Annotated in this window: 26 protein-coding genes; 13 read left to right on the top strand and 13 right to left on the bottom strand. The window is 69.0% G+C overall.

The window, feature by feature from the left end:
* Nucleotides 1–41: 41 nt before the first annotated feature.
* The gene (locus ACYVMZ_RS17655; RefSeq protein ID WP_461080605.1) at nt 42–716 is read right to left on the bottom strand and encodes a PadR family transcriptional regulator; all 675 of its coding nucleotides are present in this window, start codon (nt 714–716) and stop codon (nt 42–44) included.
* Between the two features lie 412 nt (nt 717–1128).
* Between ACYVMZ_RS17655 and ACYVMZ_RS17650 the strand changes: the two genes are divergently transcribed.
* Together ACYVMZ_RS17650 and ACYVMZ_RS17645 are read left to right on the top strand one after the other, a co-directional pair.
* Nucleotides 1129–3771 carry a transglycosylase domain-containing protein gene (locus tag ACYVMZ_RS17650; RefSeq protein WP_461080603.1) on the top strand — a complete coding sequence of 881 codons (2643 nt, stop codon included), beginning with the start codon at nt 1129–1131 and terminating at the stop codon, nt 3769–3771.
* A gap of 129 nt (nt 3772–3900) precedes the next feature.
* Entirely contained in the window at nt 3901–5409 is a 1509-nt protein-coding gene (locus ACYVMZ_RS17645; protein WP_461080601.1) for a glycosyltransferase family 87 protein, read from the top strand.
* Nucleotides 5410–5519: 110 nt separating this feature from the next.
* Here the strand turns inward: ACYVMZ_RS17645 and ACYVMZ_RS17640 are convergent, their stop codons facing one another.
* From ACYVMZ_RS17640 to ACYVMZ_RS17630, 3 genes are all read right to left on the bottom strand, one after another.
* Nucleotides 5520–6551 (bottom strand): alanine racemase, encoded by a 1032-nt coding sequence (locus ACYVMZ_RS17640; RefSeq protein ID WP_461080599.1) that lies wholly within the window; start codon nt 6549–6551, stop codon nt 5520–5522.
* A 95-nt stretch (nt 6552–6646) separates the two neighbouring features.
* Nucleotides 6647–7768 (bottom strand): peptidoglycan bridge formation glycyltransferase FemX, encoded by a 1122-nt coding sequence (gene femX, locus ACYVMZ_RS17635; protein ID WP_461080597.1) that lies wholly within the window; start codon nt 7766–7768, stop codon nt 6647–6649.
* A 176-nt stretch (nt 7769–7944) separates the two neighbouring features.
* Entirely contained in the window at nt 7945–8262 is a 318-nt protein-coding gene (locus ACYVMZ_RS17630) for a hypothetical protein (protein ID WP_461080595.1), read from the bottom strand.
* Between the two features lie 303 nt (nt 8263–8565).
* On the opposite strand from ACYVMZ_RS17630, the gene rpsF reads away from it, so the two are divergent.
* From rpsF to rplI, 4 genes are all read left to right on the top strand, one after another.
* Entirely contained in the window at nt 8566–8856 is a 291-nt protein-coding gene (gene rpsF / locus ACYVMZ_RS17625; protein WP_003991486.1) for a 30S ribosomal protein S6, read from the top strand.
* A gap of 78 nt (nt 8857–8934) precedes the next feature.
* A complete protein-coding gene (locus ACYVMZ_RS17620) occupies nt 8935–9513 on the top strand; it encodes a single-stranded DNA-binding protein (protein ID WP_461080593.1) in 579 nt (192 codons plus the stop codon).
* Between the two features lie 45 nt (nt 9514–9558).
* A complete protein-coding gene (gene rpsR, locus ACYVMZ_RS17615; protein WP_003949403.1) occupies nt 9559–9795 on the top strand; it encodes a 30S ribosomal protein S18 in 237 nt (78 codons plus the stop codon).
* A gap of 18 nt (nt 9796–9813) precedes the next feature.
* Nucleotides 9814–10260 carry a 50S ribosomal protein L9 gene (gene rplI / locus ACYVMZ_RS17610; RefSeq protein WP_461080591.1) on the top strand — a complete coding sequence of 149 codons (447 nt, stop codon included), beginning with the start codon at nt 9814–9816 and terminating at the stop codon, nt 10258–10260.
* 121 nt (nt 10261–10381) lie between these two features.
* Here rplI and ACYVMZ_RS17605 read toward each other — a convergent pair whose 3' ends face one another.
* Nucleotides 10382–11719 (bottom strand): MATE family efflux transporter, encoded by a 1338-nt coding sequence (locus ACYVMZ_RS17605; RefSeq protein ID WP_461080589.1) that lies wholly within the window; start codon nt 11717–11719, stop codon nt 10382–10384.
* Nucleotides 11720–12178: 459 nt separating this feature from the next.
* Between ACYVMZ_RS17605 and dnaB the strand changes: the two genes are divergently transcribed.
* Both dnaB and ACYVMZ_RS17595 read left to right on the top strand, forming a co-directional pair.
* Nucleotides 12179–13657, top strand: coding sequence for a replicative DNA helicase (gene dnaB, locus ACYVMZ_RS17600; RefSeq protein WP_461080587.1), 1479 nt, complete (start codon nt 12179–12181; stop codon nt 13655–13657).
* A 59-nt stretch (nt 13658–13716) separates the two neighbouring features.
* Entirely contained in the window at nt 13717–15102 is a 1386-nt protein-coding gene (locus ACYVMZ_RS17595) for a serine hydrolase domain-containing protein (protein ID WP_461080585.1), read from the top strand.
* 53 nt (nt 15103–15155) lie between these two features.
* On the opposite strand, the gene ACYVMZ_RS17590 is transcribed toward ACYVMZ_RS17595, so the two are convergent.
* Nucleotides 15156–15608: a GNAT family N-acetyltransferase gene (locus ACYVMZ_RS17590; protein ID WP_461080583.1), complete on the bottom strand. Its 453-nt coding sequence runs from the start codon at nt 15606–15608 to the stop codon at nt 15156–15158.
* Between the two features lie 29 nt (nt 15609–15637).
* Nucleotides 15638–16102: a MarR family winged helix-turn-helix transcriptional regulator gene (locus ACYVMZ_RS17585; protein ID WP_461080581.1), complete on the bottom strand. Its 465-nt coding sequence runs from the start codon at nt 16100–16102 to the stop codon at nt 15638–15640.
* Nucleotides 16103–16243: 141 nt separating this feature from the next.
* Between ACYVMZ_RS17585 and ACYVMZ_RS17580 the strand changes: the two genes are divergently transcribed.
* Both ACYVMZ_RS17580 and ACYVMZ_RS17575 read left to right on the top strand, forming a co-directional pair.
* Entirely contained in the window at nt 16244–17452 is a 1209-nt protein-coding gene (locus ACYVMZ_RS17580; RefSeq protein ID WP_461080579.1) for an MFS transporter, read from the top strand.
* A 131-nt stretch (nt 17453–17583) separates the two neighbouring features.
* Complete coding sequence (locus ACYVMZ_RS17575; RefSeq protein ID WP_461080577.1) at nt 17584–18006, top strand: GlcG/HbpS family heme-binding protein; 423 nt, start codon at nt 17584–17586, stop codon at nt 18004–18006.
* 134 nt (nt 18007–18140) lie between these two features.
* Here ACYVMZ_RS17575 and ACYVMZ_RS17570 read toward each other — a convergent pair whose 3' ends face one another.
* Nucleotides 18141–19007 carry a GNAT family N-acetyltransferase gene (locus ACYVMZ_RS17570; protein WP_461080575.1) on the bottom strand — a complete coding sequence of 289 codons (867 nt, stop codon included), beginning with the start codon at nt 19005–19007 and terminating at the stop codon, nt 18141–18143.
* Between the two features lie 196 nt (nt 19008–19203).
* Here ACYVMZ_RS17570 and ACYVMZ_RS17565 point away from each other — a divergent pair, with 196 nt between their 5' ends.
* The gene (locus ACYVMZ_RS17565) at nt 19204–19836 is read left to right on the top strand and encodes an HAD family hydrolase (protein WP_461080573.1); all 633 of its coding nucleotides are present in this window, start codon (nt 19204–19206) and stop codon (nt 19834–19836) included.
* Between the two features lie 414 nt (nt 19837–20250).
* Complete coding sequence (locus ACYVMZ_RS17560; protein WP_461080571.1) at nt 20251–21927, top strand: globin domain-containing protein; 1677 nt, start codon at nt 20251–20253, stop codon at nt 21925–21927.
* A gap of 12 nt (nt 21928–21939) precedes the next feature.
* Here the strand turns inward: ACYVMZ_RS17560 and ACYVMZ_RS17555 are convergent, their stop codons facing one another.
* The 5 genes from ACYVMZ_RS17555 to ACYVMZ_RS17535 form a co-directional block, all read right to left on the bottom strand.
* Nucleotides 21940–22422, bottom strand: a complete 483-nt coding sequence (locus ACYVMZ_RS17555) for an NUDIX domain-containing protein (protein ID WP_225099949.1) — start codon at nt 22420–22422, stop codon at nt 21940–21942.
* Nucleotides 22423–22499: 77 nt separating this feature from the next.
* On the bottom strand, nt 22500–23405 hold the full coding sequence (locus tag ACYVMZ_RS17550) for a LysR family transcriptional regulator (protein ID WP_461080568.1): 906 nt from the start codon (nt 23403–23405) through the stop codon (nt 22500–22502).
* A gap of 275 nt (nt 23406–23680) precedes the next feature.
* The gene (locus tag ACYVMZ_RS17545) at nt 23681–24877 is read right to left on the bottom strand and encodes a cystathionine gamma-lyase (protein ID WP_461080566.1); all 1197 of its coding nucleotides are present in this window, start codon (nt 24875–24877) and stop codon (nt 23681–23683) included.
* Entirely contained in the window at nt 24874–25365 is a 492-nt protein-coding gene (locus ACYVMZ_RS17540) for a low molecular weight protein-tyrosine-phosphatase (protein ID WP_461080564.1), read from the bottom strand. The genes ACYVMZ_RS17545 and ACYVMZ_RS17540 overlap by 4 nt, the downstream gene beginning before the upstream one ends.
* A 5-nt stretch (nt 25366–25370) precedes the next feature.
* On the bottom strand, nt 25371–25748 hold the full coding sequence (locus ACYVMZ_RS17535) for a phage holin family protein (RefSeq protein WP_461080563.1): 378 nt from the start codon (nt 25746–25748) through the stop codon (nt 25371–25373).
* Nucleotides 25749–25806: 58 nt separating this feature from the next.
* Here ACYVMZ_RS17535 and ACYVMZ_RS17530 point away from each other — a divergent pair, with 58 nt between their 5' ends.
* Complete coding sequence (locus tag ACYVMZ_RS17530) at nt 25807–26124, top strand: cupin domain-containing protein (protein WP_461080561.1); 318 nt, start codon at nt 25807–25809, stop codon at nt 26122–26124.
* Nucleotides 26125–26238 lie beyond the last annotated feature (114 nt).

Genomic DNA, 26238 nt, shown 5'->3' with positions numbered 1-26238 from the left:
GGTTGCTCCCTGTGTGTACGAGTGAGGCCCTGAGGCGGACCTCACGTGGCGGTGTCGTCGGGCGTATCCGGCCGGGGCTCGTCCCCGGACCGGGGCAGGCCGCCCGACGCTCCAGATGTGGTGTCCTGCTGAGCGGGCCCCCCGGTGGCGGAACCCCGAAGGTCCCGCCCGGCCCGCTCGCTCTCGATCAGCTCGTTCAGCCAGCGCACTTCGCGCTCCACGGACTCCATCCCGTGGCGCTGGAGCTCAAGCGTGTAGTCGTCGAGGCGCTCCCGGGTGCGGGCCAGGGAGGCGCGCATCTTCTCCAGGCGCTCCTCCAGCCGGCTGCGGCGGCCCTCCAGCACGCGCATGCGTACATCGCGCGACGTCTGCCCGAAGAAGGCGAAACGCGCGGCGAAGTGCTCGTCCTCGTACGCGTCGGGCCCCGTCTGCGAGAGCAACTGTTCGAAGTGCTCCTTACCCTCCGCCGTCAATCGGTAGACGATCTTGGCGCGGCGTCCCGTGAGGGGAGCGGGCTCGGAGTCGTTCCCCGGCTCCTCGATCAACCAGCCGTTGGCGACCAGCGTCTTGAGGCAGGGGTAAAGCGTCCCGTAGCTGAACGCCCGGAACACTCCCAGTGACGTGTTGAGGCGTTTGCGCAGCTCATAGCCGTGCATCGGAGATTCGCGGAGCAGGCCGAGTACGGCGAACTCGAGGATCCCGGAACGCCGGCTCATCGTCGCCTCCTCTCTGCCGCGGTCACGCCGTGACGGGCCTGTGCTGGCTCTGTCTCGAACCGATGTGTCGAGCTGATGTATCGACTCGATACATCACGACGATAGAACGGCCTTCCGGATGCGACAAGAGGGAGGGTGGTGAACGGGATCACATCACCGATTCGTCGGAAGCAAGTTGCCTGATTTGGTGCGAAGTTCTGGACTCGGCAGGTTTTGACGGTGCGTAGTCTGTGCGCCATGCACACCACCGGGAACCGAGTGACGTCTGTGGGCGTCGTCGTCTTCGGTGCAGTACGGGCTCATGCGGGACCGGTGAATGGGGAACCGGCCGCATCCGTACTTCGGGGGGACCGGAAACCAGCCGCCGTTTCCAGGCGCGCAAGGGTGCGCCTGCCCGAGGAGTAGTCGTTCGATGAGCGAGCACCGTCGCAAACCGCCGCAGCCGCAGGGAGGCGGACGTGCCGCGGCCCGACGCGGCCAGTCCGGCTCGTCCTCCGGTCGCCGTGCGGCACCGCGAGGCGCCACCGGGTCTCCGTCCGACTCCTATGGGTCGGACTCTTACGGCCCGGGAGGTGAGGAGCGCCCGTACGGAGGCCGCGCCGAGGCACGGCGCGCGGCCCAGAGAAACGGGGGCGGCCGCCGCAGAGCGGCCGAGCCGGGCCGCGGAGGCCGGCGTGGCGCCCCCGGCGGTCCGAACGGGCCCGGCCGGGGCAGGGGGCGGGCCGCCGCTCCCGCCAAGAAGCGGATCATCGACTACCCGCGCGCCGGCAAGTACGGCTGGCGCCGCTGGGTGCCCTCCTGGAAGCTCGTCTCCGGCCTGTGCATCGGCTTCTTCGGCAGTCTCGTCGCCGTCGCGGGCATCGGGTACGCCATGGTGGGCGTCCCCAATGAGGAGAACGCCGCCGCCCGGTCGCAGAACAACGTCTACTACTGGGAAGACGGCACTCAGATGGTCGCCACGGGCAGCGGCCAGAACCGGCAGAACGTCACGCTCGACCGGATCCCCAAGGCCATGCAGTGGGCGGTCATCTCTGCCGAGAACAAGACCTTCTACAAGGACTCGGGCGTCGACCCCATGGGCATCGCCCGGGCGCTGGCCAACATGGCGCGGGGCGCTGACACGCAGGGTGGCTCGACGATCACCCAGCAGTTCGTCAAGAACACCTACCTGAGCCAGGAGCAGACGATCTCCCGGAAGTTCAAGGAGATGTTCATCTCCATCAAGGTGGGAACGAAGCTCACCAAGAGCGAGATCCTCCAGGGCTACCTGAACACCTCCTACTACGGGCGCGGTGCCTACGGCATCCAGGCCGCCGCCCAGACCTACTACGGCAAGAACGCGGAGGACCTCAAAGCGAGTGAGTGCGCCTTCCTGGCCGCCCTGCTCAAGGGCCCGACGTACTACGACCCCGCGGGCAACGAGAACCTCGACCCCGCGGCGAAGCGGGAGGCCAACCGCAAGCGTTCCGAGGAGCGCTGGAGCTGGATCCTCGAGCAGATGCACAATGACAAGCACCTCTCGGACGCCCAGTACCAGGAGGCGATCAAGAAGTACCCCATGCCCCAGGGCCGCAAGGCCATCAAGGGCATGACCGGCCAGATCAGCTACCTGGTCGACACGGCCAAGAAGTACGTCCTGAACCACTCCGACATCACGGAGGCGCAGTTCGACCAGGGCGGCTACCAGATCTACACGACCTTCGAGAGGGACAAGGTCGAGGCGCTCGCCAAGGCCGTCCAGAAGATCGAGAAGGAGAAGCTCAACCCGGAGAAGCGCGAGAAGGACAAGCACGTCCAGTTCGGCGCGGCGTCGGTGAGGCCCAAGGACGGTGCGATCGTCGCGCTCTACGGCGGCGCGGGCTACGAGAAGGGCCACTTCAACAACAACGCGGACACCTCGGGTGTCCCCGTCGGTTCGACGTGGAAGCCGTTCGTGCTCGCGGCCGCGATGGAGCACGGCACGTACCGGAGTGACGGTGTCGGCGTCTCACCGCTGAGCAAGTACAACGGCAACGACAACCTGAAGGTCAGGAAGCCGGACGGCACCTATTACCTCCGCAAGGACAACTCGGTCTTCCGGCAGCAGAACGAGAGTGACTACCCGTGGGGCTACATCACCCTGCGCAAGGCGATGGAGCAGTCCGTCAACACGCCGTTCGTGCAGCTCGGCGTGGACGTGGGGATGGCCAGGGTGCGTGACATGGCCAAGGCGGCCGGCATCCTGGACCAGAGCATGAACCAGGAGCTCAATCCTTCCTTCGCCCTCGGTGTCTCGACCCCCAGCGCCATCCGCATGGCCGACGCCTACGCGACGTTCGCGGCGTCCGGGAAGCAGGCCGACCCGTACTCGGTGACCGCCGTCAAGTACGGCGGCCAGGAGGTCCCCGGCTTCACCAAGCCGAGGGTCAAGCAGGCGATGCCCGAGATCGTGGCGAACAACGTCACAGACGTCCTCGAGAACGTGATCCAGAACGGTACGGGTAAGAACGCGCTGGCCCTGGGCCGTACGGCGGCCGGCAAGACCGGTACCACCGACGAGAACAAGTCCGCCTGGTTCGTCGGCTACACCCAGCAGCTGTCGACCTCGGTCGCGATGTTCCGTGAGGATCCCAACAGCGCCAAGCTGCTCTCCATGAACGGCACGGCGGGTGAGGAGTCCATCCACGGTGGTGACACCCCCACCCAGGTGTGGACCGAGTACATGAAGGCCGCGCTGAAGGGGGAGCCCGACCCCGGCTTCCCGGAGGCCGAGAAAATCGGTGAGATCCAGCACGAGGTGGGTGCACCGTCGCCGACTCCGACCGTCACCGAGACGCCGACCCAGACCCCGTCCGAGACGCCGAGCGAGACGCCCAGCGAGACGCCTGTCACTCCGTCGGCGCCCACGCCCAGCGAGACCTGCTTCGGTTTCCAGTGCAACGTCGACGGCGGCACGGACACGGGTGGCACGGATGGGGGCGTGACGTCCTCGCCGACGCCCACGGAATCGGGTGACCCTGGGAACACCAGAGGGAACGGCAACGGTGGAGGTCTCTTCGGAGGCCCAGCCGGTTAGCCGCGCTATCGCCCGGCATGGGTGTTTCACGTGAAACATGTCGGTGTTTCACGTGAAACGCGGACCGAGGGCCGCCGCACTCACTCGAGTGTGGCGGCCCTCGGCGTATTCCTAGGTGCGTACGGCAGGATGTGCGGCATGCCCAGTGCAGAATCGACGCAAGCGAGCGCCCACGAGCCGGACCAGGTGCGGCCGACCAAGGAGGACGAGGTCGCCGCGGCCGGCAGTGAGCTGATCGGCGGCCCTGTCGGACGGCGTGCCCTGCTCGGGACGTCCTGGTGGAGCCCCGTGCGGGTGATCGCGCTCGTGGCGATCGGCATGTTCGCTCTCGGGTTGGTCCAGAAGGCGCCCTGCTACAACGGCGCCTGGTTCTTCGGTGCCAGCTCGCAGTACACGCACGCCTGCTACTCGGACATCCCGCACCTCTACCAGGGGCGCGGTTTCGCCGACGGGCTCGTGCCGTACTTCGACAAGCTCCCCGGCGACATGCAGTACCTCGAATATCCGGTGCTGACCGGTGTATTCATGGAGGTCGCCTCCTGGCTCACGCCGGGCAGCGGCAGCATCCAGGACCAGGAGCAGTGGTACTGGATGGTCAACGCCGGGATGCTCATGGTGTGCGCGGCCGTCATCGCCGTCTGTGTGACCCGCACCCACACCCGGCGTCCCTGGGACGGTCTGCTGGTCGCCCTGGCGCCCGCCTTCGCGCTGACCGCGACCATCAACTGGGACCTGCTGGCGGTCGCTCTGACGGCCGCCGCGATGCTGATGTGGTCACGGGGCCGCTCCCTCGCCTTCGGAGTCCTGCTGGGGCTCGCCACGGCCGCCAAGCTCTATCCCGTCTTCCTGCTGGGCCCGCTGTTCGTGCTGTGCTGGCGCGCGGGCAGGTGGCGGGAGTACGGGACGGCTCTGGGCGGCGCGGTGGTCGCCTGGCTGGTGGTGAACGGGCCGGTGATGCTCTTCGCCTTCGAGGGCTGGTCGAAGTTCTACACGTTCAGCCAGGAACGAGGCGTCGACTTCGGGTCCTTCTGGCTGATCATGGCCCAGAACTCGACGAACCCCCTGAGCACCGACACCGTCAACACGCTCGCCACGCTGCTGATGCTGCTGTGCTGCGCGGGCATCGCGGCCCTCACACTGACCGCTCCGCGCCGCCCGCGCTTCGCCCAGCTCGCCTTCCTGATCGTCGCCGCCTTCATCGTCACCAACAAGGTGTACTCCCCGCAGTACGTCCTGTGGCTCGTGCCGCTGGCCGCGCTGGCCCGTCCGAAGTGGCGGGACTTCCTGATCTGGCAGGCGTGCGAGGTGGCGTACTTCCTGGGCATCTGGATGTACCTCGCGTACACGACCAGCGGAGACGCCCACAAGGGCCTGCCCACCGACGGCTACCACTGGGCCATCGGGCTGCACCTGCTGGGCACGCTGTACCTGTGCGCCGTGGTCGTGCGCGACATCCTCATGCCTGAGCGGGACCCGGTGCGCCGGTCCGGCGACGACGATCCCTCGGGGGGCGTGCTCGACGGCGCGGAGGACGTCTTCGTCCTCGGCCCAGCCGCCCATCCCCCGCGGCATGCGGCCTACTTCGAGGGACCTGAAGTCGAATGGGGCAGGAAAGGCGCTCCGGGAGGGACGCTCTGAGTGGCGATTTATTTGCTCAGAGTGAGCGACTCGCAGACCGTGTCGTGTGAGGAGCATGCGTAAGGCCGTACACGGGACCCGTGTACGGCCTTACGGCTGTCCCGCGTCGCTCAGCGGTCGACGAGACGGTCGAACTGCGTGGTGGTGTGCCGCAGGTGGGCCACCAGTTCCTCGCCGACCTTCGGCTCCGGCGCGTCCGCGGGCACGAAGAGGATCGAGACCTGCATGTGCGGCGGTTCGGCGAACCAGCGCTGCTTGCCGCCCCAGACGAACGGAGAAAGGTTCCGGTTGACCGTGGCGAGGCCGGCGCGCGCGACGCCCTTGGCGCGCGGCATGACGCCGTGCATCGCCTTCGGGGCCTCCAGGCCCACCCCGTGCGACGTGCCGCCCGCCACGACCACCAGGAAGCCGTCGGAGGCCGCCTTCTGCTGCCGGTAGCCGAAGCGGTCGCCCTTGGAGACGCGCGTGACGTCCAGGACCGCGCCGCGGTACTCGGTGGCCTCGTGGTCCCCCAGCCACAGCCGCGTGCCGATGCGGGCCCGAAACCGGGTCTGCGGGAACTGCTGCTGCAGTCGGGCGAGTTCCTCGGCCTTGAGGTGGCTGACGAACATCGTGTGCAGCGGCAGGCGGGCCGCGCGCAGCCGGTCCATCCAGCCGATGACCTCCTCGACGGCGTCGGAGCCGTCGGTGCGGTCCAGCGGCAGGTGGATGGCGAAGCCCTCCAGGCGGACGTTCTCTATGGCGGCGTGCAGCTGGGGCAGGTCCTGCTCGCTGATGCCGTGGCGCTTCATCGAGGACATCACCTCGATGACCACACGGGCACCGACGAGGCCGTACACGCCGTCGACCGAGGACACCGAGCGAACGACGCGGTCGGGCAGCGGCACGGGCTCCTCGCCGCGCCGGTACGGCGTCAGGACCAGCAGGTCACCGCCGAAGAAGTCCTTGATCCGCGCGGCCTCGTACGTCGTGCCGACGGCGAGGATGTCCGCACCCAGCCGCGTGGCCTCCTCGGCCAGCCGCTCGTGCCCGAAGCCGTAGCCGTTGCCCTTGCAGACCGGGACGAGCCCCGGGAACTGGTCCTGCACGTGCTTGTGGTGCGCCCGCCAGCGCGCGGTGTCGACGTAGAGCGTGAGCGCCATGGCCGGACCTGGAACCTTTCTCGTGGCTGCGGTGTATCAGAGGTATGGGAGCGATTGAAGCAGTTGGTCGAGCTGCTGGAGCGCGGAAGGCGAGGTCAGCGGCGCGACATGTAGATGTCGAGCGCCTTGTGCAGGAGCTTGTTCAGCGGGAAGTCCCACTCGCCGAGGTACTCGGCGGCCTGACCGCCGGTGCCGACCTTGAACTGGATCAGGCCGAAGAGGTGGTCGGACTCGTCCAGCGAGTCGGAGATGCCCCGCAGGTCGTAGACGGTGGCGCCCAGCGCGTAGGCGTCGCGCAGCATCCGCCACTGCATCGCGTTCGAGGGCCGGACCTCACGGCCGATGTTGTCGGAAGCACCGTAGGAGTACCAGACGTGCCCGCCGACGATCAGCATCGTCGCCGCGGACAGGTTCACGCCGTTGTGGCGGGCGAAGTACAGCCGCATGCGGTTGGGGTCCTCGGTGTTGAGGGCCGTCCACATGCGCTGGAAGTAAGACAGCGGGCGGGGCCGGAAGTGGTCGCGCACGGCGGTGATCTCGTACAGCCGCTGCCACTCGGGCAGGTCGTCGTAGCCGCCCTGGACGACCTCGACGCCGGCCTTCTCGGCTTTCTTGATGTTGCGGCGCCACAGCTGGTTGAAGTTCTTGTGGACTTCTTCCAGGGAGCGGTTGGCCAGCGGCACCTGGAAGACGTAGCGAGGCTGGACGTCACCGAAGCCGGCGCCCCCGTCCTCGCCCTGCTGCCAGCCCATGCGGCGCAGCTTGTCGGCGACCTCGAAGGCACGCGGCTCGATGAAGTCCGCCTCGATGTCGCGCAGCCGCTTCACGTCCGGGTCCTGGATGCCCTTCTTGATGGACGCGGCCTCCCAGCGCCGGATGACGACCGGCGGGCCCATCTTCACCGAGAAGGCGCCCTGCTGCTTCAGGTGCGCCAGCATCGGCTCGATCCAGTCCTGCAGATTCGGCGCGAACCAGTTGATGACCGGGCCCTCGGGCAGATAGGCGAGGTAGCGCTTGATCTTGGGCAGCTGCCGGTAGAGGACCAGACCCGCGCCGACCAGCTCGCCGGTCCTGTCATCGAACCAGCCGAGGTTCTCCGAGCGCCACTCCGCCTTCACATCCGCCCAGGCCGGGACCTGCATGTGGCTCGCCGACGGCAGGCTCTGGATGTAGGCCAGATGCTGCTCTCGACTGATGGTCCTCAGGGTCAGGCTCATTCGGGGCGCTCCTCGGGCTGGTGTGTCCCCATGGGTACAGGGGCTCCGGCTCTAGCGCCGAAGCCTACTGCGCCTTGTGCGCGCCCCGGTTGGGCGTACGGAACCTTCGCCCCGGCCGGTGGGCGGTCGGGGCGTCTGGAGGTGTTCGTCGAGGAGTTGAAGCGGTGTCCGCGGCGTCAGTCGAAGAGCCCACCGAAGAGGCCGCCGTGCGCCATGCCGAGGAAGAAGCCGACCCCTGCCGCCCCGAGGCCGAGGATCAGGAAGAAGCGTTCGCGGGTCGTCACCGAGATCCACTGGCCGTACGCGCCGGTGAGGAGGCCCACCAGGCCGGTCCAGGAGCTGAGCAGGTGCAGGCCGTCGCTGACGAGCGCCGTGATGAACGACGTGATCCCCAGCACCAGGGTCACCGCGAGCAGCACGTCCTGGAGGGGGTGGGGCTTGCCGTCCGTGGCGAAAAGGCCTCCGGCGGTGTTGGGTCGCATTGCCTGTGCCATAGGGCACCTCCTGCGAAAAGCGGCGCATCGAGCGCCATACACACCCGATGTGTACAGATTGGCGGCCTCCGCGGCTGGATTTCAACCGGAAGCCGCTGTGCGGGTACTCTGTACCGTCTGCACCGGTGTCTGCCCAGGCAGAGCCAGAGGGATCAGGATCCATCCGGCCGACCTGGGGAAACCGCCGCCCGACCCCGATTGTCAGTGGCGGCTGCTTTACTGACAGGCACTGTTGCGTACGCATCACAACCCTCCTGCCACGGAACGACCGTGGCCGCTGAGTCCAAAGGAGGTGGGTTCCACATGCGTCACTACGAGGTGATGGTCATCCTCGACCCCGACGTCGAGGAGCGCGCTGTCTCTCCGTTGATCGAGAACTTCCTTTCTGTCGTCCGTGACGGTGGCGGAAAGGTCGAGAAGGTCGACACCTGGGGCCGTCGTCGTCTCGCGTACGAGATCAAGAAGAAGCCCGAGGGCATCTACTCGGTCATCGACCTGCAGGCCGAGCCTGCGGTCGTCAAGGAGCTCGACCGCCAGATGAACCTGAACGAGTCGGTCCTCCGGACCAAGGTCCTCCGTCCCGAGACCCACTGAGCTCTTCCGCTCAGCTGATCCCGGGATTCGAGTAGCAGCACCAAGCAGCCAGCAGCAAACCCGCCGAGAGGTTCCCCCATGGCAGGCGAGACCGTCATCACGGTCATCGGCAATCTTGTCGACGACCCCGAGCTGCGCTTCACCCCCTCCGGTGCGGCCGTCGCGAAGTTCCGTGTCGCGTCCACTCCCCGCACCTTCGACCGCCAGACGAACGAGTGGAAGGACGGCGAGAGCCTGTTCCTGACCTGCTCGGTCTGGCGCCAGGCGGCGGAGAACGTCGCCGAGTCGCTCCAGCGAGGCATGCGCGTCATCGTGCAGGGCCGGCTGAAGCAGCGGTCCTACGAGGACCGTGAGGGCGTCAAGCGCACGGTCTACGAGCTGGACGTCGAGGAAGTCGGCCCCAGCCTGCGCAACGCCACGGCCAAGGTCACCAAGACCACCGGCCGCGGTGGCCAGGGCGGTTACGGCGGCGGTGGCGGCCAGGCCGGCGGCGGCTGGGGCGGCGGCCCCGGCGGCGGTCAGCAGGGCGGCGGCGCTCCTGCCGACGACCCGTGGGCGACCGGCGCTCCCGCCGGTGGCCAGCAGGGCGGTGGCGGCGGCTGGGGCGGTGGCTCCGGCGGCAGCGGCGGCGGCTACTCGGACGAGCCCCCCTTCTAAGGGCGGGTTCGCATCCCAACTTCTTGATCACACAGGAGAAACACCATGGCGAAGCCGCCTGTGCGCAAGCCTAAGAAGAAGGTCTGCGCTTTCTGCAAGGACAAGGTCACGTACGTGGACTACAAGGACACGAACATGCTGCGGAAGTTCATTTCCGACCGCGGCAAGATCCGTGCCCGCCGCGTGACCGGCAACTGCACGCAGCACCAGCGTGACGTCGCCACGGCCGTCAAGAACAGCCGTGAGATGGCGCTGCTGCCCTACACCTCCACTGCGCGCTAAGGGAAGGGTGACCCACTCATGAAGATCATCCTCACCCACGAGGTCTCCGGCCTCGGCGCCGCGGGCGACGTCGTCGACGTCAAGGACGGTTACGCTCGCAACTACCTGATCCCGCGGAAGTTCGCGATCCGCTGGACCAAGGGTGGCGAGAAGGACGTCGAGCAGATCCGTCGTGCTCGCAAGATCCACGAGATCCAGACCATCGAGCAGGCCAACCAGGTGAAGGCCCAGCTCGAGGGCGTCAAGGTCCGCCTGGCCGTCCGCGCCGGCGACGCCGGTCGTCTCTTCGGTTCCGTCACCCCGGCCGACATCGCCTCGGCGATCAAGGCTGCCGGTGGCCCCGAGGTCGACAAGCGCCGCATCGAGGTCGCCGCGCCGATCAAGACGCTGGGCGCTCACGAGACGTCCGTGCGTCTGCACCCCGAGGTTGCCGCCAAGGTCAACATCGAGGTTGTCGCTGCCTGAGCGTTGCGCTCGCTGAAGCAGTGAGAGGGGCCGCACCCTTCAGGGGGCGGCCCCTTCCGCTTGCTTCCGCTTCTGCTGGTTTCACGTGAAACGGGGAAACGCGGGGTTTCACGTGAAACGGTCAGCGCGTCGCGCCCGTAACGAGCCAGCGGCCCGAGCGGGTGCGCAGCCACAGGGTCAGCATCCGCACGGTCATCATCAGCGTCATGGCGGCCCAGAGCGCGGTGAGTCCGCCGCCGAGGGCGGGGACGAGCAGGGCGACCGGGGTGAACACCGCCAGGGTGAGCAGCATCGCCCATGCCAGATACGGTCCGTCGCCCGCGCCCATCAGGACCCCGTCCAGGACGAAGACGACACCGGAGATCGGCTGCGAGATCGCCACGATCACCAGAGCGGGCAGTGCCGTGTTCTTGACCGCCGAGTCGCTGGTGAACAGAGGCAGGAACGCCGGACGGGTGAGCAACACCAGCAGACCCAGGAGGAGTCCGACCGCGATGCCCCACTCGACCATGCGACGACACACGTCACGGGCGCCCTGGGTGTCTCCCGCGCCGAGGTAGCGTCCGATGATGGCCTGGCCCGCGATGGCTATGGCGTCGAGGGCGAAGGCGAGCAGGCTCCACAGGGACAGGATGATCTGGTGCGCTGCGATGTCGGCGTCGCCCAGGCGGGCCGCGACGGCCGTGGCGATCATCAGGATCGCCCGCAGCGAGAGGGTACGTACCAGCAGAGGCACACCGGCCTGCGCGGAAGCCTTGATCCCGGCGGCGTCGGGCCGCAGCGAGGCACCGTGCTTGCGTGCCCCGCGCAGGACGACCACGAGATAAGCAGCGGCCATGCCGCACTGTGCGATGACGGTGCCCCAGGCAGAGCCCGCGATGCCGAGGTCCGCGCCGTAGACGAGTGCGGCGTTGAGAGCGGCGTTGGCCACGAAACCGGCGACGGCGACGTAGAGCGGCGTCTTCGTGTCCTGCAATCCACGCAGGACACCGGTCGCGGCGAGGACGACCAGCATGGCCGGTATGCCGAGTGAGGAGATCCGCAGATAGGTGGTCGCATACGGGGCTGCCGTGTCCGAGGCGCCGAAGAGGTCCACGAGGGCCGGCGCCGTGGGCAGGACGACGGCGATGACAGCGGCGCCGAGCAGCAGTGCCAGCCAGATGCCGTCCATGCCCTGGCGGATGGCGGCCGGCAGTTCGCCCGCGCCGACGCGTCGGGCGACGGCCCCCGTGGTGGCATAGGCGAGGAAGACGAACACGCTGACGGCTGTCATCAGGAGGGCCGAGGCGACGCCGAGTCCGGCGAGCTGGGCCGTGCCGAGATGGCCGACGATCGCACTGTCGGCCATGACGAAGAGGGGCTCGGCGACGAGGGCGCCGAAGGCCGGGACGGCCAGCGCGACGATCTCTCGGTCGTGCTGTCGCCGGGCGGCTCGGGGGCGCGCGGGGGCCTGTGTCATGTGCACCAATCTAATCGTCCACAGGTAAGAGATGCAAAGCATTAGTGACCCTTACTGCATGTCCTGTGGTGTGCACTCCTGTGTACGGTTCGCAGCGATCTTGGCCTGACTGGGGAAGTTTTTCTTCTGCACAGCCGGTGGACGGTAAAGCCGCAGGTCAGAGGGTCTTCGCTGGACGGTTCGAGGGCTTGTTCACAGGCCTGTCCACCGGGTCGTGCACAGGATTCGCGGAGTTCTCCACAGCATCTGGGCCGTCGTCCACATGGCCTGTGGATAACCAGATTGGCTGACGGTGCCGACGGGCCTACGGTGGTCCGGCGCCCGCTCCGTCCGCTGGTTTTGAAATCGACATAAAACCGGCGCGCCGTAACCGGAGTTGGGCCTCTCAGTTGTCAGTGCCGTGCCGTAGAAATGAGGGGCACGGCTAGGTCCGCTCGGCGGACGGGAGGAGGTGGCTCGGTGAGCATTTCCGAGCCCTTGGACGACCCGTGGGCCGACAGCGGTCCCAGTGATCGTCTGCCCGCCTCCCGCCGACGCGGCGACGGGGTCCGTGGCCGCGACGAGCAGCACGACCGTGGCCGGGACAACGGAGTGTGGGACGGCTCGGGCTCGTCGTTCGAGCGCGTGCCGCCGCAGGACCTCGAGGCCGAGCAGTCCGTCCTCGGCGGCATGCTGCTGTCCAAGGACGCCATCGCGGACGTCGTCGAGATCCTCAAGGGCCACGACTTCTACAAGCCGGCCCACGAGACGATCTACCAGGCCATCCTCGACGTCTACGCGAAGGGCGAGCCGGCCGACCCCATCACGATCGCCGCCGAGCTCACCAAGCGCGGCGAGATCAACAAGGTCGGCGGGGCCGCGTATCTGCACACGCTCGTCCAGACGGTTCCGACGGCGGCGAATGCGGCGTACTACGCGGAGATCGTTCACGAGCGCGCCATCCTGCGCCGTCTGGTCGAGGCCGGTACGCGCATCACGCAGATGGGATACGCGGCCGACGACGACGTCGACGAGATCGTCAACCGCGCCCAGGCGGAGATCTACGCGGTCACCGAGCAGCGCACCAGCGAGGACTATCTCCCGCTCGGCGACATCATGGAGGGCGCCCTCGACGAGATCGAGGCGATCGGCTCACGCAGCGGCGAGATGACCGGGGTGCCCACGGGGTTCACAGACTTCGACTCGCTCACCAACGGCCTGCATCCGGGCCAGATGATCGTCATCGCCGCGCGTCCCGCGATGGGCAAGTCGACGCTCGCACTGGACTTCGCGCGGGCGGCGTCGATCAAGCACAACCTGCCGAGCGTCATCTTCTCCCTCGAGATGGGCCGCAATGAGATCGCGATGCGTCTGCTGTCCGCCGAGGCCCGGGTCGCCCTGCACCACATGCGGTCCGGCACGATGACCGACGAGGACTGGACACGGCTGGCCCGCCGGATGCCGGACGTGTCGGCCGCCCCGCTCTACATCGACGACTCCCCGAACCTGTCGATGATGGAGATCCGCGCCAAGTGCCGCCGCCTCAAGCAGCGCAACGACCTGAAGCTGGTCGTCATCGACTACCTCCAGCTGATGCAGTCCGGTGGTTCGAAGCGCGCCGAGAGCCGACAGCAGGAGGTCTCGGACATGTCCCGCAACCTCAAGCTGCTCGCCAAGGAGCTGGAGATCCCGGTCATCGCGCTGTCCCAGCTCAACCGTGGCCCCGAGCAGCGTACGGACAAGAAGCCGATGGTCTCCGACCTGCGTGAGTCCGGCTCCATCGAGCAGGACGCCGACATGGTCATCCTGCTGCACCGCGAGGACGCCTACGAGAAGGAGTCGCCGCGCGCGGGCGAGGCCGACCTGATCGTGGCCAAGCACCGAAACGGCCCGACGGCGACGATCACGGTCGCCTTCCAGGGCCACTACTCGCGATTCGTGGACATGGCACAGACCTGATCCGGCGCCTTGGGAGAAATGCCCTCGACGCGGGGTGCCGGGACGGGTGGACTGGGGCCATGACGACACCTCAGGAAGAGCTGCTCCCCGGCACCCGTCGCGCGCTGCTGCACCGCATCGCGGTCGCCCAGGCCGAAGGGCGCGCGCCGTCGCTCGTCGCGACCGTCGTGCGTGGTGGGGAGTCCGTGTGGACGGGCGCGCGGACTTCGGTCGAGGGACACGGACCGGACGAGAACGTGCAGTACCGCATCGGCTCGATCACCAAGACCTTCACCGCCGTACTCGTGCTGCGGCTGCGCGACGAGGGTCTGCTCGACCTCGCGGATCCGCTGGAGAAGCATCTGCCGGGGACCGGCGCGGGGGAGGCGACCATCGCCGAACTGCTCGCGCACACGGGAGGGTTGGCAGCCGAGACACCCGGGCCGTGGTGGGAGCGGAGCCCAGGGTCGCTGCGGCCCGAACTCGCCGACGTCCTGGGCAAGCAGCCCCGTCTGCATCCGGCCGGGCGGCGGTTCCACTACTCCAACCCGGGCTACACGCTGCTCGGCGCGTTCATCGAGAAGCTGCGCGGCGCCCCGTGGGAGGAGGTCCTTCGGCGTGAAGTGCTCGAACCCCTGGGCCTGGAACGGACGAGCGTGCGGCCCCAGACACCGCATGCGGGCGGCTGGGCGGTGCATCCGTGGGCCGACGTGATGCTGCCGGAGCCCGCCGAGGATCTCGGGCGGATGGCACCGGCAGGGCAACTGTGGTCCACCACAGGTGACTTGGCGCGGTTCGCTGTCTTCCTGGTCAAGGGCGACGAGCGGGTGCTGAGCGCCGAGTCGCTGCGGGAGATGAGGACGCCGGCGGCAGCTATGGAGATGGCGGACGTGGCGAGCGGTTACGCGTACTGCCTGGGCATGGAGATCCGGCACCAGGACGGACGGGCCCTCGTCGGGCACACGGGATCGCTGCCGGGCTTCCTCGCGTGCCTGATGATCTCCGTGGAGGACGACGTGGCGGCGGTCGTCCTGGCCAACTGCACCTCGGGCCCGCCGCTGTTCACGGTCGCCGCCGATCTCGTCCGTATCGTCGCCGAGGCAGAACCGCGCATCCCCAGCCCATGGCAGCCGCTGCGTGACGTCGATCCGTCGGTGCTGGAGCTGGCGGGGCAGTGGTACTGGGGAACGCACGCCTTCGCCCTGCGGTTGACGGCCGACGGGCTCGTCTCGCTGGAGCCGCTGTCCGGCAACGGGCGTCGTTCACGGTTCCGGCCGAATGGCGACGGCACCTGGACGGGGCTGGAGGGCTACTACGCCGGAGAATCCCTGAAGGCCGTACGACGGCCCGACGGGTCCGTGAGCCATCTGGACCTCGGATCGTTCGTGTTCACGCGCCAGCCGTACGACGAGGGGGCTCCTGTGCCGGGCGGTGTCGATCCCGAGGGATGGCGCGGGATCGGCTAGGCGGCGGAATGCGCTGGGCCTCTGTTTCACGTGAAACAGAGGCCCTCGCCTGTTTACAGCTGGAGCTTGAAGCCCACGTGCGAGGCTGTGAAACCGAGCCGCTCGTAGAAGCGGTGGGCGTCGGTGCGCGTGGTGTCGGACGTCAGCTGCACCAACTGGCAGCCCTGGCGCCGGGACTCGTCGATCGCCCACTCGATGAGCTGTGTTCCCAGGCCGCTGCCGCGCTCATCGGCGTGAATGCGCACGCCTTCGATGATCGACCTGGTGGCGCCGCGCCGGGACAGCCCGGGGACGATCGTGAGCTGCAGCGTGCCGACGACACGGCCTTCGCGGACCGCGACGACCAGGTGCTGGTTCGGATCGGCGCTGAACCGCTCCAGCGCGGACAGGTACGGGGTGAGGTCGTCCGGTGACTCGCGCTGGGCGCCCAGCGGATCATCGGCGAGTAGGCCGACGATCGCGGGAACGTCGTCGTCGACCGCGGCACGTATCTCAAGATCTCCCATGGCCGCACCCTACGCGCGGCGGCCGGTGCCTAGGCGGGTACCGGTGCCTTCAGCGTCTCCACGACCCGGACCAGCGGAGCCAGCTCGGGATTCTTGGCGGCCTCGTCGAGGGCTTCCCGCAGCGCGGTGTCATTGGTCGGCCGCGCCTCCTCCAGAAGCTTCAGGCCCGCCTCGGTGACGTTCGTGTAGATGCCGCGGCGGTCGGTGGGGCACAGGTAGCGCTCCAGGAGCCCGCGGTCCTCGAGACGGGTGACCAGGCGCGTGGTGGCGCTCTGGCTGAGGACGACCGCGTCGGCGACCTGCTTCATCTGCAGATGGCCCCCCTCGCCGTCGTGCTGCCGACTGAGCACGTCGAGCAGGGAGTACTCGCGCACGCTCAGGTCGTGCTGGGACTGCAGTGAGCGCTCGATGTGGGCCTCGATCCTCCCGTGCAGCAGGGAGAGGGCGCACCAGCCCTGGGCGAGGGCGGTGAGCGCGGGGTCCGTCGCTGTCATGGGCGTTTCCTCCGTCCCGGGCGGCTGTCTCCAGGATAGAGCAGGCACGCAATAGTCTGCGATTGCATTTTTACCGCGTCTGCAACTATTGTGAACGCACGCAAAGCGCTCCTGCAATCTTCTAGGAAGGTGTACCTCTTTATGCCTCTCGCGCTACTGGCCCTCGCGATCGGGGCCTTCGGAATCGGAACGACCGAGTTCGTGATCATGGGCCTGCTGCCCGAGGTCGCGGGCGACTTCGGGGTCTCCATCCCCACGGCCGGCTTCCTGGTGACCGGCTATGCGCTCGGCGTCGTGTTCGGCGCCCCGCTGATGACCGTGCTCGGGACCAAGGTGTCCCGGAAGCGGATGCTGATGCTGCTCATGGGCCTGTTCATCGCCGGCAACCTGCTCTCCGCCCTCGCCCCCGCCTTCGCCGTCATGCTGATCGGCCGGGTGGTCGCCTCGCTGGCGCACGGCGCCTTCTTCGGCATCGGCTCCGTGGTCGCGGCCGACCTGGTCGCCCCGGACAAGAAGGCCGGAGCCATCGCGATGATGTTCACCGGACTGACCGTCGCCAACGTCGTCGGCGTCCCGCTGGGCACGCTCGTCGGGCAGTCCGTCGGCTGGCGCGTCACCTTCGGGATCGTCGCGGCCCTCGGCGTCGTCGGCCTGGCCGGCATCGCCAAGCTCGTCCCCGAGGTGCCCAAGCCGGAGGGCGTGCGTCTGCGGCACGAACTGGCCGCCTTCAAGAACGTCCAGGTCCTGCTCGCCATGGCGATGACCGTCCTCGGCTTCGGCGGCGTCTTCGCGGCCATCACCTACATCGCGCCGATGATGACCCACGTCGCCGGCTTCGCCGACGGCTCCGTCACCTGGCTGCTGGTCCTCTTCGGCCTCGGCATGGTCGGCGGCAACCTCGTCGGCGGCCGGTTCGCCGACCGCGCCCTGATGCCCATGCTGTACGTCTCCCTGAGCGCTCTGGCCGTCGTGCTCGCGCTCTTCACGCTCACCGCGCACAACAAGCTGCTCGCGGCCGTCACGATCGCGCTGATCGGCGCCCTGGGCTTCGCCACCGTCCCGCCGCTGCAGAAGCGTGTCCTCGACCAGGCGCACGGCGCCCCCACCTTGGCCTCCGCCGTGAACATCGGTGCCTTCAACCTCGGCAACGCGCTGTCCGCCTGGCTCGGCGGCCTCGTGATCGCGGCGGGCCTCGGCTACACCGCCCCGAACTGGGTCGGCGCCGTACTCGCCGCGGCCGCCCTGCTCCTCGCCTTCCTCTCGGCCGCCCTTGAGCGACGCGACGGTGCCCCCAGCACCGTCGTAGCGGGATCCGTGGCCGTCGAACCGCAGGCCGCCGTTCGGCACTGAAGCAGGGCCGGACGGACGCGGGGCCAGGGTCGTCCCCACGTCCCCCGGCGCGGCGCCCCTCAGCACCGACCAGCACCACTTGGCACCAGTACCGACCAGCACGACCCGCACAGCCCTAGGAGAACCCCCTCATGAGCACCTCCATCGCCGTCGCCCCGCTGACGATCCAGGACGCCGAGGTCCTCGTGACCGCGGCCCGCCGAGCCGCCGAGGCCTCCGGGGCCACGGTGAGCGTCACCGTCCTGGACGCGGGCGGCCATCTGCTGGCCTTCCGGCGTGACGACCGTGCCGTCCTGATCTCCGGCGAGACCAGCACCCGCAAGGCGTACACCGCCCTCCAGTTGAACGCACCGACTGCCGACCTGGTCGACGCCGTGCAGCCCGGCGGCCTCTTCCACACCCTGCCCACCGCCCTGGACCGGCCCCTGCTGTTCATCGCGGGCGGCGTGCCGGTCCACCGCGACGGTCGACTGATCGGCGCGATCGGGGTCGGTGGCGGCACGCCGGAGCAGGACCACGCCTTCGCCACGACGGCCGTAAAGGCCCTCGCCTGACGGCGACGTTCAACACGGCATCCGTTGACGGCATCCGTTCCATGACGGCACCCGTTGCGTGACAGCACCTGTTGCGTGCGAAACGCCGGTTCCCGACAGTCTCGGGAACCGGCGCCGTCGTATCGGTGCGCGCGTCAGCCCGCCGCGACCGTGACCGGCGCGAACCGCCGACGCCAGTCACCAGGCAGCTCCGTGATCCCGTACGTCATGACCGCGTTGAAGGCGACGGACGCCAGACCGCGCTCCTTCGCCCACTCCAGCAGCTCTTCGTGCCGTACGTCGATATCGGTGCGCAACGGGCGGTCCGTATGGGCGGCGAGCGAGGCGATGAGCGCCTTCGCCGTGGAGGTGTCGCGGGCGATCAGCGGGCCCACGACCTGGTTGTCCATGTTGGGCCAGGCGGCGGCGTATCCGATGAGCCGCCCGTCCTCCTCGGCGACACGCAACTGGTCGGCGAAGGCGGGCAGCCGGGTGATGACGTGCGTGCGGTCGGCGCCGAACACCTCCTCGTCCATCCGGAGGATCGCGGCAAGGTCCTCGGCCGTCGCCGCGCGCGTGAACACCTCGGGCTCCGGACCGCCGGGTGTGAAGTGCCCGAGCACCATCTCCGCCCGGCCGGTGACCTTGAAGCCGAGCTCCTCGTAGAGCGGCCGACCGTACGGCGTCGCGTGCAGGGTCAGGGGCGTGGTGCCCATCGCCGAGACGATGTGGCGCATCAGCCGGCGTCCGACGCCCTGGCGGGCATGCCGTTCGGCGACCAGGACCATGCCGATGGCCGCGAGGGCGGGGCGCTCCTGGGGTCCGTACTCGGTGACGGCGCAGGCGCTGACGAGGCCGCCGTCGGGATCGTCGATGCCGTAGCCCTTCCCGGCTGTGAGGAGGAAGCCCCACTTGTGCTCCTCTCGTGGCCACCCCCGGTCCTCGGACAAGTCGGCGCAGGCGGTGAGATCGCGCAGGGTCAGACGGCGGATGGGCAGAGAGGCAAGGGAAGGAGTCGGCACGCAGGTCAGGCTGTCCGACCGGGGCCCTCGGCGTCCACCTGTTTCCGCAGACACAGGCGAGCTTTTGGCCAGCCCTGGACAACGGCACAGCGTAAGCGGGCGGGCACCTGACGTTTCACGTGAAACACGTAAGAACAATGGGTGTCCAAGCCTCCTTGAGAGAGGAGGAGAGTGCCTGCCACTAGCCTCTGGGCGCATGGCGAGACTTCATCTCTTCGATCTGGACGGCACGTTGTTGCACGGCACCTCCGCGCCGGTGGAGATATCCCGGCAGCTCGGCCTGGAATCCGAGACCGTGGCGCTCGATCAGGCGGTCTCGTCGGGACTGATAGGTCCGCCGGAGTACGCGGACCAGGTGCGCGCGCTGTGGGCGGACCTCACGGAGACGCATGTCGCGGCGGCCTTTGAGGCGGCCCCGTGGCTGGCCCGTATTCGCGATGTATGGGCGGAGCTCAGGCGACGGGGTGACTACTGCGCCGTTGTGTCGCTGTCTCCGTCCTTCTTCGTGGAACGGCTCCTCGACTGGGGCGCGCATGCCGCGTACGGCTCCCGGTTTCCGGCCCTGCCGTTCAGGGCACCCGTGGACCCGGCCGGAGTTCTCAGTGCGGCGGCCAAGGTCCGGATCGCCGACCGGCTGTGCGCGGAGTTCGGCGTCACCCGCGCCGACTGTGTTGCCTACGGCGGCTCACTCTCGGACAAGGACCTGTTCGCCGCGGTACCGATCTCCGTCGCGGTCAATGCGAGCCGCCATCTGTCCGGGCTCGCGACCCACTCGTACACGGGGAAGGATCTGTGGGAAGCCTATGAATTGGTGCCCGGCACCCGGTAATTGACGGAACCGATGGTTCGCGCCGCTCCCTCATTCGTGAAGGGGGAAGGGGGGACTTGTGTGCGCGGCTGCGGCCGGTATGGTCGACTCCGGTTCGCGTTGGGGATTGAGGTGCACACTTCCCGTGTGGACCGAGACCAGGGCAATGAGCCTAACGGGACGGAGAGATCGAGGACCCGCGTTTCCGGTTATGCGGCCGGGCGTCCCTGCGGAGTGGGACGCTCGGTGAGAGGACTGCGGCCAATGTCACACTCTCGCCTTACTTGTCCGTACGGAGCTGGAATACGGGTTGAATGTGGCCGCATCGGCCACGACGCCGGACGCGGAAAGCACACCGCCAGCGGGGGAAAGAAGGCACCTTCCGACCGAGGAAGTGCGCAGACCGACCGAAAGATGTTCGAGGCGAGGCACACCATGGACGCTCCGACCACCACGTCGGCCGACAACGGCACTTCCGGCGGCGGGAGCGGCTGGTTCACGCCGCGCAAGCAGCCGACGCCGACGTCGGGCGATGAGTCCGGTACATCCGAGGCGCGCCGCCCCGCCGCGATACGGCCGGTCGGCAGGCCCGCGGCCGACACGGAGGCGCCGACGGGCGGCACCGAACGTCCCGCCTCGACGACCGAGACCGCGCTGCCTGCCCCGGCGGGCGGCGCCGCGCGGCCCGTACCCGGCGCGGACCACGCACCGTCGGGGACCGGCACGCCGGACGCGGATCCCGGGTCCCTTGCCGCGCTGTCGGCCCCCGCCTCCGTGACCACACCGCAAGCCACCCCTCCCGTGGCGCCCCGGCGCGCCCCGGCCCCGCCGCCCCCCATGCCCTCGTCGGGCACCCAGGCCCCCGATCCCGCGTCGCCAGCCGCCAGCCCGGCCGTCCCACCGTTCGCCCCCGCCACGGTTCCTCCCGCCGGCCTCCACGTCCCTGCGCAGCATCCCGCGCCGGCCTCCGCTCCGGTCTCGGCCCCGGACGAGGAGGCGTCTCCGGATGCCGTCCTCATCCGCCGGACCATGGCCGAGGTCGCCCCCGTGGCCGACAAGGTCACCTCGTACTTCTACGCGCTGCTCTTCGTCCGCCATCCCGACCTGCGGTCGCTGTTCCCGGCCGCCATGGACACCCAGCGGGACCGGCTGCTCAAGGCGCTGCTCACGGCGGCCGAGCACATCGACAACAAGGAAGTCCTCGTCGACTACCTGCAGAACCTCGGCCGGGGCCACCGCAAGTACGGCACCCGCGCGGAGCATTACCCGGCCGTCGGCGAATGCCTGATCGGCGCCCTCAGCAAGTACGCCTCCCACGTCTGGGACGCGGACATGGAGGCGGCCTGGGTCCGGACGTACACCACGATCTCGCAGACCATGATCGACGCGGCGGCCGCGGACGAGTTGCGCGCTCCGGCCTGGTGGTACGCGGAGATCGTCGCGCACGACCTGAGAACCCCGGACGTCGCGGTCCTCACCGTCCGCCCCGACCAGCCCTATCCCTTCCTCGCCGGGCAGTACACGAGCGTGGAGACGCCCTGGTGGCCGCGGATCTGGCGGCACTACTCCTTCGCCTCGGCACCCCGCTCGGACGGGCTGCTGTCGTTCCACGTGAAGGCCGTCCCGGCCGGCTGGGTGTCCAACGCGCTGGTGCACCGTGCCCGGCCCGGCGACGTCCTCCGGCTCGGCCCGCCGGCCGGTTCCATGACCGTGGACCACACCACTGACAGCGGACTGCTCTGCCTGGGCGGCGGCACCGGCATCGCCCCCATCAAGGCGCTGGTCGAGGACGTCGCCGAGCACGGGGAGCGGCGACCGGTCGAGGTGTTCTACGGAGCCCGTACCGACCACGACCTGTACGACATCGACACCATGCTCCGGCTGCAGCAGCGCCACCCGTGGCTCTCGGTCCGCGCCATCATCGACGAGCAGGCGCACCAGCAGCTGCCGGACGCGATACGCGCGTACGGCCCGTGGAACGAGTTCGACGCCTACCTCTCGGGCCCGCCCGGCATGATCCGCAGCGGCGTCCACGCGCTGAGGGACATCGGCATCCCGTCGGAGCGGATACGCCACGACTCGGTGGAGGAACTCGTCGGGGCCCGCGACTGACCGGCGCGGCGATCAGCCCAGGTCAGGGGCGTGCATGGCGCGGACGCCCTCGATGTTGCCGTCCAGGTAGTGCCGCAGTGACAGCGGGACGAGGTGCACGGAGGCGATGCCGACCCGGGTGAACGGCACCCGCACGATCTCATACTCGCCGGCGGGCTCGTCCACCTCCGGGCCGTGCCGCAGGGACGGGTCCATGGACTCCAGGCGGCAGACGAAGAAGTGCTGCACTTTCACCCCGGTCGCGCCACCGTCCTCGCCGATGTGCTCCACGGTGTCCACGAAGCAGGGCACCACGTCGGTGATCTTCGCGCCGAGCTCCTCGTACACCTCGCGGTGCAGGGCGTCGACGACAGTCGAGTCACGCGGCTCGACCCCGCCCCCGGGGGTGACCCAGTAGGGATCCACACCGGGCTTGGTGCGCTTGATCAGGATCAGGTCGTCACCGTCCAGCAGAACGGCGCGGGCGGTGCGCTTGACCACGGGTCGGACGGTCATGGGTGAAATGTGGCCCGGCTGGTTCCACGTGAAACATCGCGAAACGTCACCGGTCGGGGCCGGTGCGTGATGCCCGCTCAGCACCAGTCGGCCGCCGCGCGCTGCAGCCACTCGTGGGCGCGTGCGATGTGCGGCATCGCCAGGGTTCCGGTGCGGACCACCAGGAAGTACGTCCGCAGTGGCGGCACCGTCGGCTCGTGCAGGGCGACGACGTCACCCCGCTCCAGCGCGTCCGCGCACAGGTAGCGGGGCAGCACCGCCAGCCCCGCACCCGCGACCGTACAGGCGAGGACCGCGCGCAGGTCGGGGACGATGACGGTGCCCGGGGCGGCCGGGCGGGAGTCGAAGACGGATGCCCAGTAGCGGGAGACGAAGGGCAGCGACTCGTGCACCTCGACGACGGGGACGTGCTCCAGAGCGGGTGCTGCGTTGCGGTCCAGCTCCCCGGCGGCGATCTGCTTGGCCCAGCGCGCAGCGGCGACCAGGACGTGCTCCTCGTCGCAGAGCGCGGTCGCCGTGAGAAGGGCGCCGCGCGGCCGGGCCGTGCTGATGGCCAGATCATGGTGCCCGGCGGCCAGTCCTTCCAGCGTCTCCTCGGCGTTCCCGAAGGAGGCGCGCAGAGCGAAACCCTGACCGTCCTCGCCGGTCAGCTCTGTCAGGGCGGGCAGCGCCCGTTCGGCGGTGAACTCCGGTGGCCCGGCGAGGTGCAGCGTCCGTAAGGAGGAGTCGTCGTCCAGCCCGGTCTCGGCTATCTCCACCAGGGCGTCGAGATGCGGTGCGGCCTTGTGGGCGAGCTCGTCGCCGATGGTCGTCGGGGTCACGCCGCGGGCCTGCCGTAAGAACAGGGGGCGGCCCAGCTGCCGTTCCAGTGTGCGGATCTGGGAGGTGACGGCCGGCTGGGAGAGGCCGAGCAGCGCGGCGGCGCGGGTGAAGGAGCCGGCCCGGTGCACGGTCACAAACGTGCGCAGCAAGGCCAGATCCACAGCACACCCTCCCCTCGTCGCGCCCCGCTCCCGGCCCCCTGGGGCGCGCACAACTATAAATAAGTCGATAGGTCTCTGTCGCTACTGTGATTGGACACTGACAGAGAGTCAACTAGCCTTGTTCGCGCGGTTCTTCGCGCGCGGAACCGAGGACGGTCCGAGCCACGAGGGGGGAGGCTCGGACCGTTCGCTTGTGCGGAGCCGAACCCGGACGGCACACAGGCGAGTGCGATCACGTGCGCAAAGGTGACGCGGTCCGCCGCGCACAAGGCGCTTCAGCCCGCCGACGCGTCCAGTGCGCGCAGCACATCCGCCACCAGATCCTCGGGATCCTCAGCACCGACCGAGAAACGGATGAAGCCCTCCGGCACCGCGTCCCCGCCCCAGCGTCCGCGCCGCTCGGCCGTGGACCGCACTCCACCGAAGCTCGTCGCGTCGTCCACGAGCCGCAGGGCCTCAAGGAAACGGTCGGCACGCGCGCGCGTGGGCAGCGTGAAGGAGACCACGCACCCATAGCGCCGCATCTGCTGCGAGGCGATCTTGTAGGAGGGGTCGCTCATCAGGCCCGGGTAACGCACCCCGAGCTCCTCCGGCCTGTCCCGCAGCGCCCGAGCGACCGCCAGCGCGTTGGCACACTGCCGGTCGACACGCAGCTGGAGCGTGGCGAGGGAACGGTGCGCGAGCCAGGCCTCCATGGGCCCGGGGATCGCGCCCACGATCTTGCGCCAGCGGCGTACGGCGGCCATGGCCTCGGCGTCGCGGCCGGTGACGTATCCCAGGAGGAGATCGCCGTGCCCGGTGAGCTGCTTGGTGCCGCTGGCCACCGAGAAGTCGGCACCGAGGTCCAGCGGGCGCTGGCCGAGCGGGGTGGCGAGGGTGTTGTCGACGGCTACCAGGGCGCCACGCGCGTGTGCCGCCTCGGTGAGCCGCCGGACGTCGCACACGTCGAGCCCGGGGTTCGACGGCGTCTCGATCCACAGCAGCTTCGCGCCGTCGAGGACGTCGAGCTGGGCGTCACCGCCGGTCGGCGCGGTGCGCACTTCGATGCCGTACGCCTCCAGCTGGGCGCGCACCAGAGGCAGCGCCTGGTAGCCGTCGCTGGGCAGGACGACCGCGTCCCCGGCCCGGAGCTGCGAGAAGAGCACCGAGGAGATCGCGGCCATACCGGAGGCGAACACCAGCGTCTCGACGCCGTCCTGCCCGGGCGCCTCCAGCTCGCCGATGGCGCGCTCGAGCAGTGTCCAGGTGGGGTTCTCGTCACGGCCGTAGGTGTACGGGCCGGTGGGGTCGCCCGGCAGGTGGAAGTGGGCGGCGAACACGGGGCCCGGCAGGGTCGGCTCGTGCTTGACCGGCTCGGGCAGTCCGGCCCGCACCGCGCGCGTGCCATCGCCGAGACCGCTCCCGTCGCCTACGAGGTGCTGCTCGGGGCCGCCCGCGTGCTCGCCGGTGCCGTCCGTCGCGGAATCGCTCATGCCGCCCGTCCCTCCACTTCCTCGCGCACCGCGGCGAGCAGACCGGCGCTCGCCCCCTCCACCATCTCGAGGCACTCCTCGAAGCCGTCCCTGCCGCCGTAGTACGGGTCCGGTACGTCGACGTCGTCGCCGGCGGCGGGATCGTAGGAACGCAGCAACCGCAGCTTGGCCGCGTCCGCTTCCGTGGGCGCGAGTCGGCGCAGGGCCTTGAGGTGGCTCGCGTCCAGGGCGATGACGAGGTCGAGGCGGGCGAACCAGGACGGCTGGAACTGCCGGGCCGTGTGGTCGATCGCGTAGCCGTTCTCCTCCAGGACGGCCACGGTGCGCGGGTCGGCGCCCTCGCCCTCGTGCCAGCCGCCCGTGCCGGCGCTGTCGACCTCGACCAGGCCGTCGAGCCCGGCCTCCGTCACGCGGGCGCGGAAGACGGCCTCGGCCATCGGGGAACGGCAGATGTTCCCGGTGCAGACGAAGCAGACGCGGTAGGTCATGGCGTTCAGTCCCCGTCGGGCAGGACGACGTGCAGGGCCCAGGACACGATCGAGATGATCAGGCCGCCCACGACGGCCGTCCAGAAGCCCTCGACGTGGAAGCTCAGGTCCAGCTTGTCGGCCGCCCATGAGGTGAGCAGCAGCATCAGCGCGTTCACCACCAGGGTGAACAGGCCGAGCGTCAGGATGAGCAGCGGGAGGCTCAGGAGCTTCACGATCGGCTTGACCAGGAAGTTCACCAGGCCGAAGATCAGCGCGACGACGAGCAGCGTGCCGACCTTCTTGCCTGTGCTGTCACCGGTCAGGGTGATCTTGTCGAGCAGCCAGACGGCGACCGCCAGGGCGCCCGCGTTGGCGATCGTCTTGACTAGGAAATTCTTCATGTGTCTGATCGTTGCAGACGCGATCGGACATCAGCAGTGAGGCAGGGACTACGAGGCGATGAAGGCATTCCGGCTGGACGAACTGGAGGCGGAGCGCGCCGCCAACGAGGGGGCGTACCTTCAGTTCCTGCGGGAGCGGAACATGTCGGTCGGCCTGTACGCCCTGAACGCGGGCGAGCACGATCCGCAGCAGCCCCACAACCAGGACGAGGTGTACTTCGTCGTCAGCGGCCGCGCGTCGATCACCGTCGGTCTGGAGACGACCCAGGTGGCGCGGGGCAGCGTGGTGTACGTACCGGCGGGTGTCGCCCACAAGTTCCACCACATCACCGAGGACCTGAGGGTCCTGGTGGTGTTCTCTCCGCCCGAGAGCTGAGCCGCCGCCTCCGGGTTCCCTAGACGAGTAGTTCCGATTGTGGGCTTCACGGACGCAGGGAGGGTGTCCAACATCGGGTTGTGACGACCGAGTTAGACACCCTCTTGACCGCAC

It is taken from the genome of Streptomyces deserti (assembly GCF_054782695.1).
This window is presented reverse-complemented; position numbering and strand designations above follow the sequence as displayed.

What these genes read in the sequence shown, in the direction of transcription:
- ACYVMZ_RS17575 (WP_461080577.1), top strand. Translation starts at nt 17,584, where the DNA reads ATGAGCACCTCCATCGCCGTCGCCCCGCTGACGATCCAGGACGCCGAG.
- ACYVMZ_RS17535 (WP_461080563.1), bottom strand. Translation starts at nt 25,748, where the DNA reads ATGAAGAATTTCCTAGTCAAGACGATCGCCAACGCGGGCGCCCTGGCG.
- ACYVMZ_RS17595 (WP_461080585.1), top strand. Translation starts at nt 13,717, where the DNA reads ATGACGACACCTCAGGAAGAGCTGCTCCCCGGCACCCGTCGCGCGCTG.
- ACYVMZ_RS17585 (WP_461080581.1), bottom strand. Translation starts at nt 16,102, where the DNA reads ATGACAGCGACGGACCCCGCGCTCACCGCCCTCGCCCAGGGCTGGTGC.
- ACYVMZ_RS17640 (WP_461080599.1), bottom strand. Translation starts at nt 6,551, where the DNA reads ATGGCGCTCACGCTCTACGTCGACACCGCGCGCTGGCGGGCGCACCAC.
- ACYVMZ_RS17645 (WP_461080601.1), top strand. Translation starts at nt 3,901, where the DNA reads ATGTGCGGCATGCCCAGTGCAGAATCGACGCAAGCGAGCGCCCACGAG.
- ACYVMZ_RS17560 (WP_461080571.1), top strand. Translation starts at nt 20,251, where the DNA reads ATGGACGCTCCGACCACCACGTCGGCCGACAACGGCACTTCCGGCGGC.
- ACYVMZ_RS17620 (WP_461080593.1), top strand. Translation starts at nt 8,935, where the DNA reads ATGGCAGGCGAGACCGTCATCACGGTCATCGGCAATCTTGTCGACGAC.
- rplI (WP_461080591.1), top strand. Translation starts at nt 9,814, where the DNA reads ATGAAGATCATCCTCACCCACGAGGTCTCCGGCCTCGGCGCCGCGGGC.
- ACYVMZ_RS17590 (WP_461080583.1), bottom strand. Translation starts at nt 15,608, where the DNA reads ATGGGAGATCTTGAGATACGTGCCGCGGTCGACGACGACGTTCCCGCG.
- ACYVMZ_RS17605 (WP_461080589.1), bottom strand. Translation starts at nt 11,719, where the DNA reads ATGACACAGGCCCCCGCGCGCCCCCGAGCCGCCCGGCGACAGCACGAC.
- ACYVMZ_RS17530 (WP_461080561.1), top strand. Translation starts at nt 25,807, where the DNA reads ATGAAGGCATTCCGGCTGGACGAACTGGAGGCGGAGCGCGCCGCCAAC.
- ACYVMZ_RS17565 (WP_461080573.1), top strand. Translation starts at nt 19,204, where the DNA reads ATGGCGAGACTTCATCTCTTCGATCTGGACGGCACGTTGTTGCACGGC.
- ACYVMZ_RS17630 (WP_461080595.1), bottom strand. Translation starts at nt 8,262, where the DNA reads ATGGCACAGGCAATGCGACCCAACACCGCCGGAGGCCTTTTCGCCACG.
- ACYVMZ_RS17655 (WP_461080605.1), bottom strand. Translation starts at nt 716, where the DNA reads ATGAGCCGGCGTTCCGGGATCCTCGAGTTCGCCGTACTCGGCCTGCTC.
- ACYVMZ_RS17580 (WP_461080579.1), top strand. Translation starts at nt 16,244, where the DNA reads ATGCCTCTCGCGCTACTGGCCCTCGCGATCGGGGCCTTCGGAATCGGA.
- ACYVMZ_RS17555 (WP_225099949.1), bottom strand. Translation starts at nt 22,422, where the DNA reads ATGACCGTCCGACCCGTGGTCAAGCGCACCGCCCGCGCCGTTCTGCTG.
- ACYVMZ_RS17545 (WP_461080566.1), bottom strand. Translation starts at nt 24,877, where the DNA reads ATGAGCGATTCCGCGACGGACGGCACCGGCGAGCACGCGGGCGGCCCC.
- femX (WP_461080597.1), bottom strand. Translation starts at nt 7,768, where the DNA reads ATGAGCCTGACCCTGAGGACCATCAGTCGAGAGCAGCATCTGGCCTAC.
- rpsR (WP_003949403.1), top strand. Translation starts at nt 9,559, where the DNA reads ATGGCGAAGCCGCCTGTGCGCAAGCCTAAGAAGAAGGTCTGCGCTTTC.
- ACYVMZ_RS17540 (WP_461080564.1), bottom strand. Translation starts at nt 25,365, where the DNA reads ATGACCTACCGCGTCTGCTTCGTCTGCACCGGGAACATCTGCCGTTCC.
- ACYVMZ_RS17650 (WP_461080603.1), top strand. Translation starts at nt 1,129, where the DNA reads ATGAGCGAGCACCGTCGCAAACCGCCGCAGCCGCAGGGAGGCGGACGT.
- rpsF (WP_003991486.1), top strand. Translation starts at nt 8,566, where the DNA reads ATGCGTCACTACGAGGTGATGGTCATCCTCGACCCCGACGTCGAGGAG.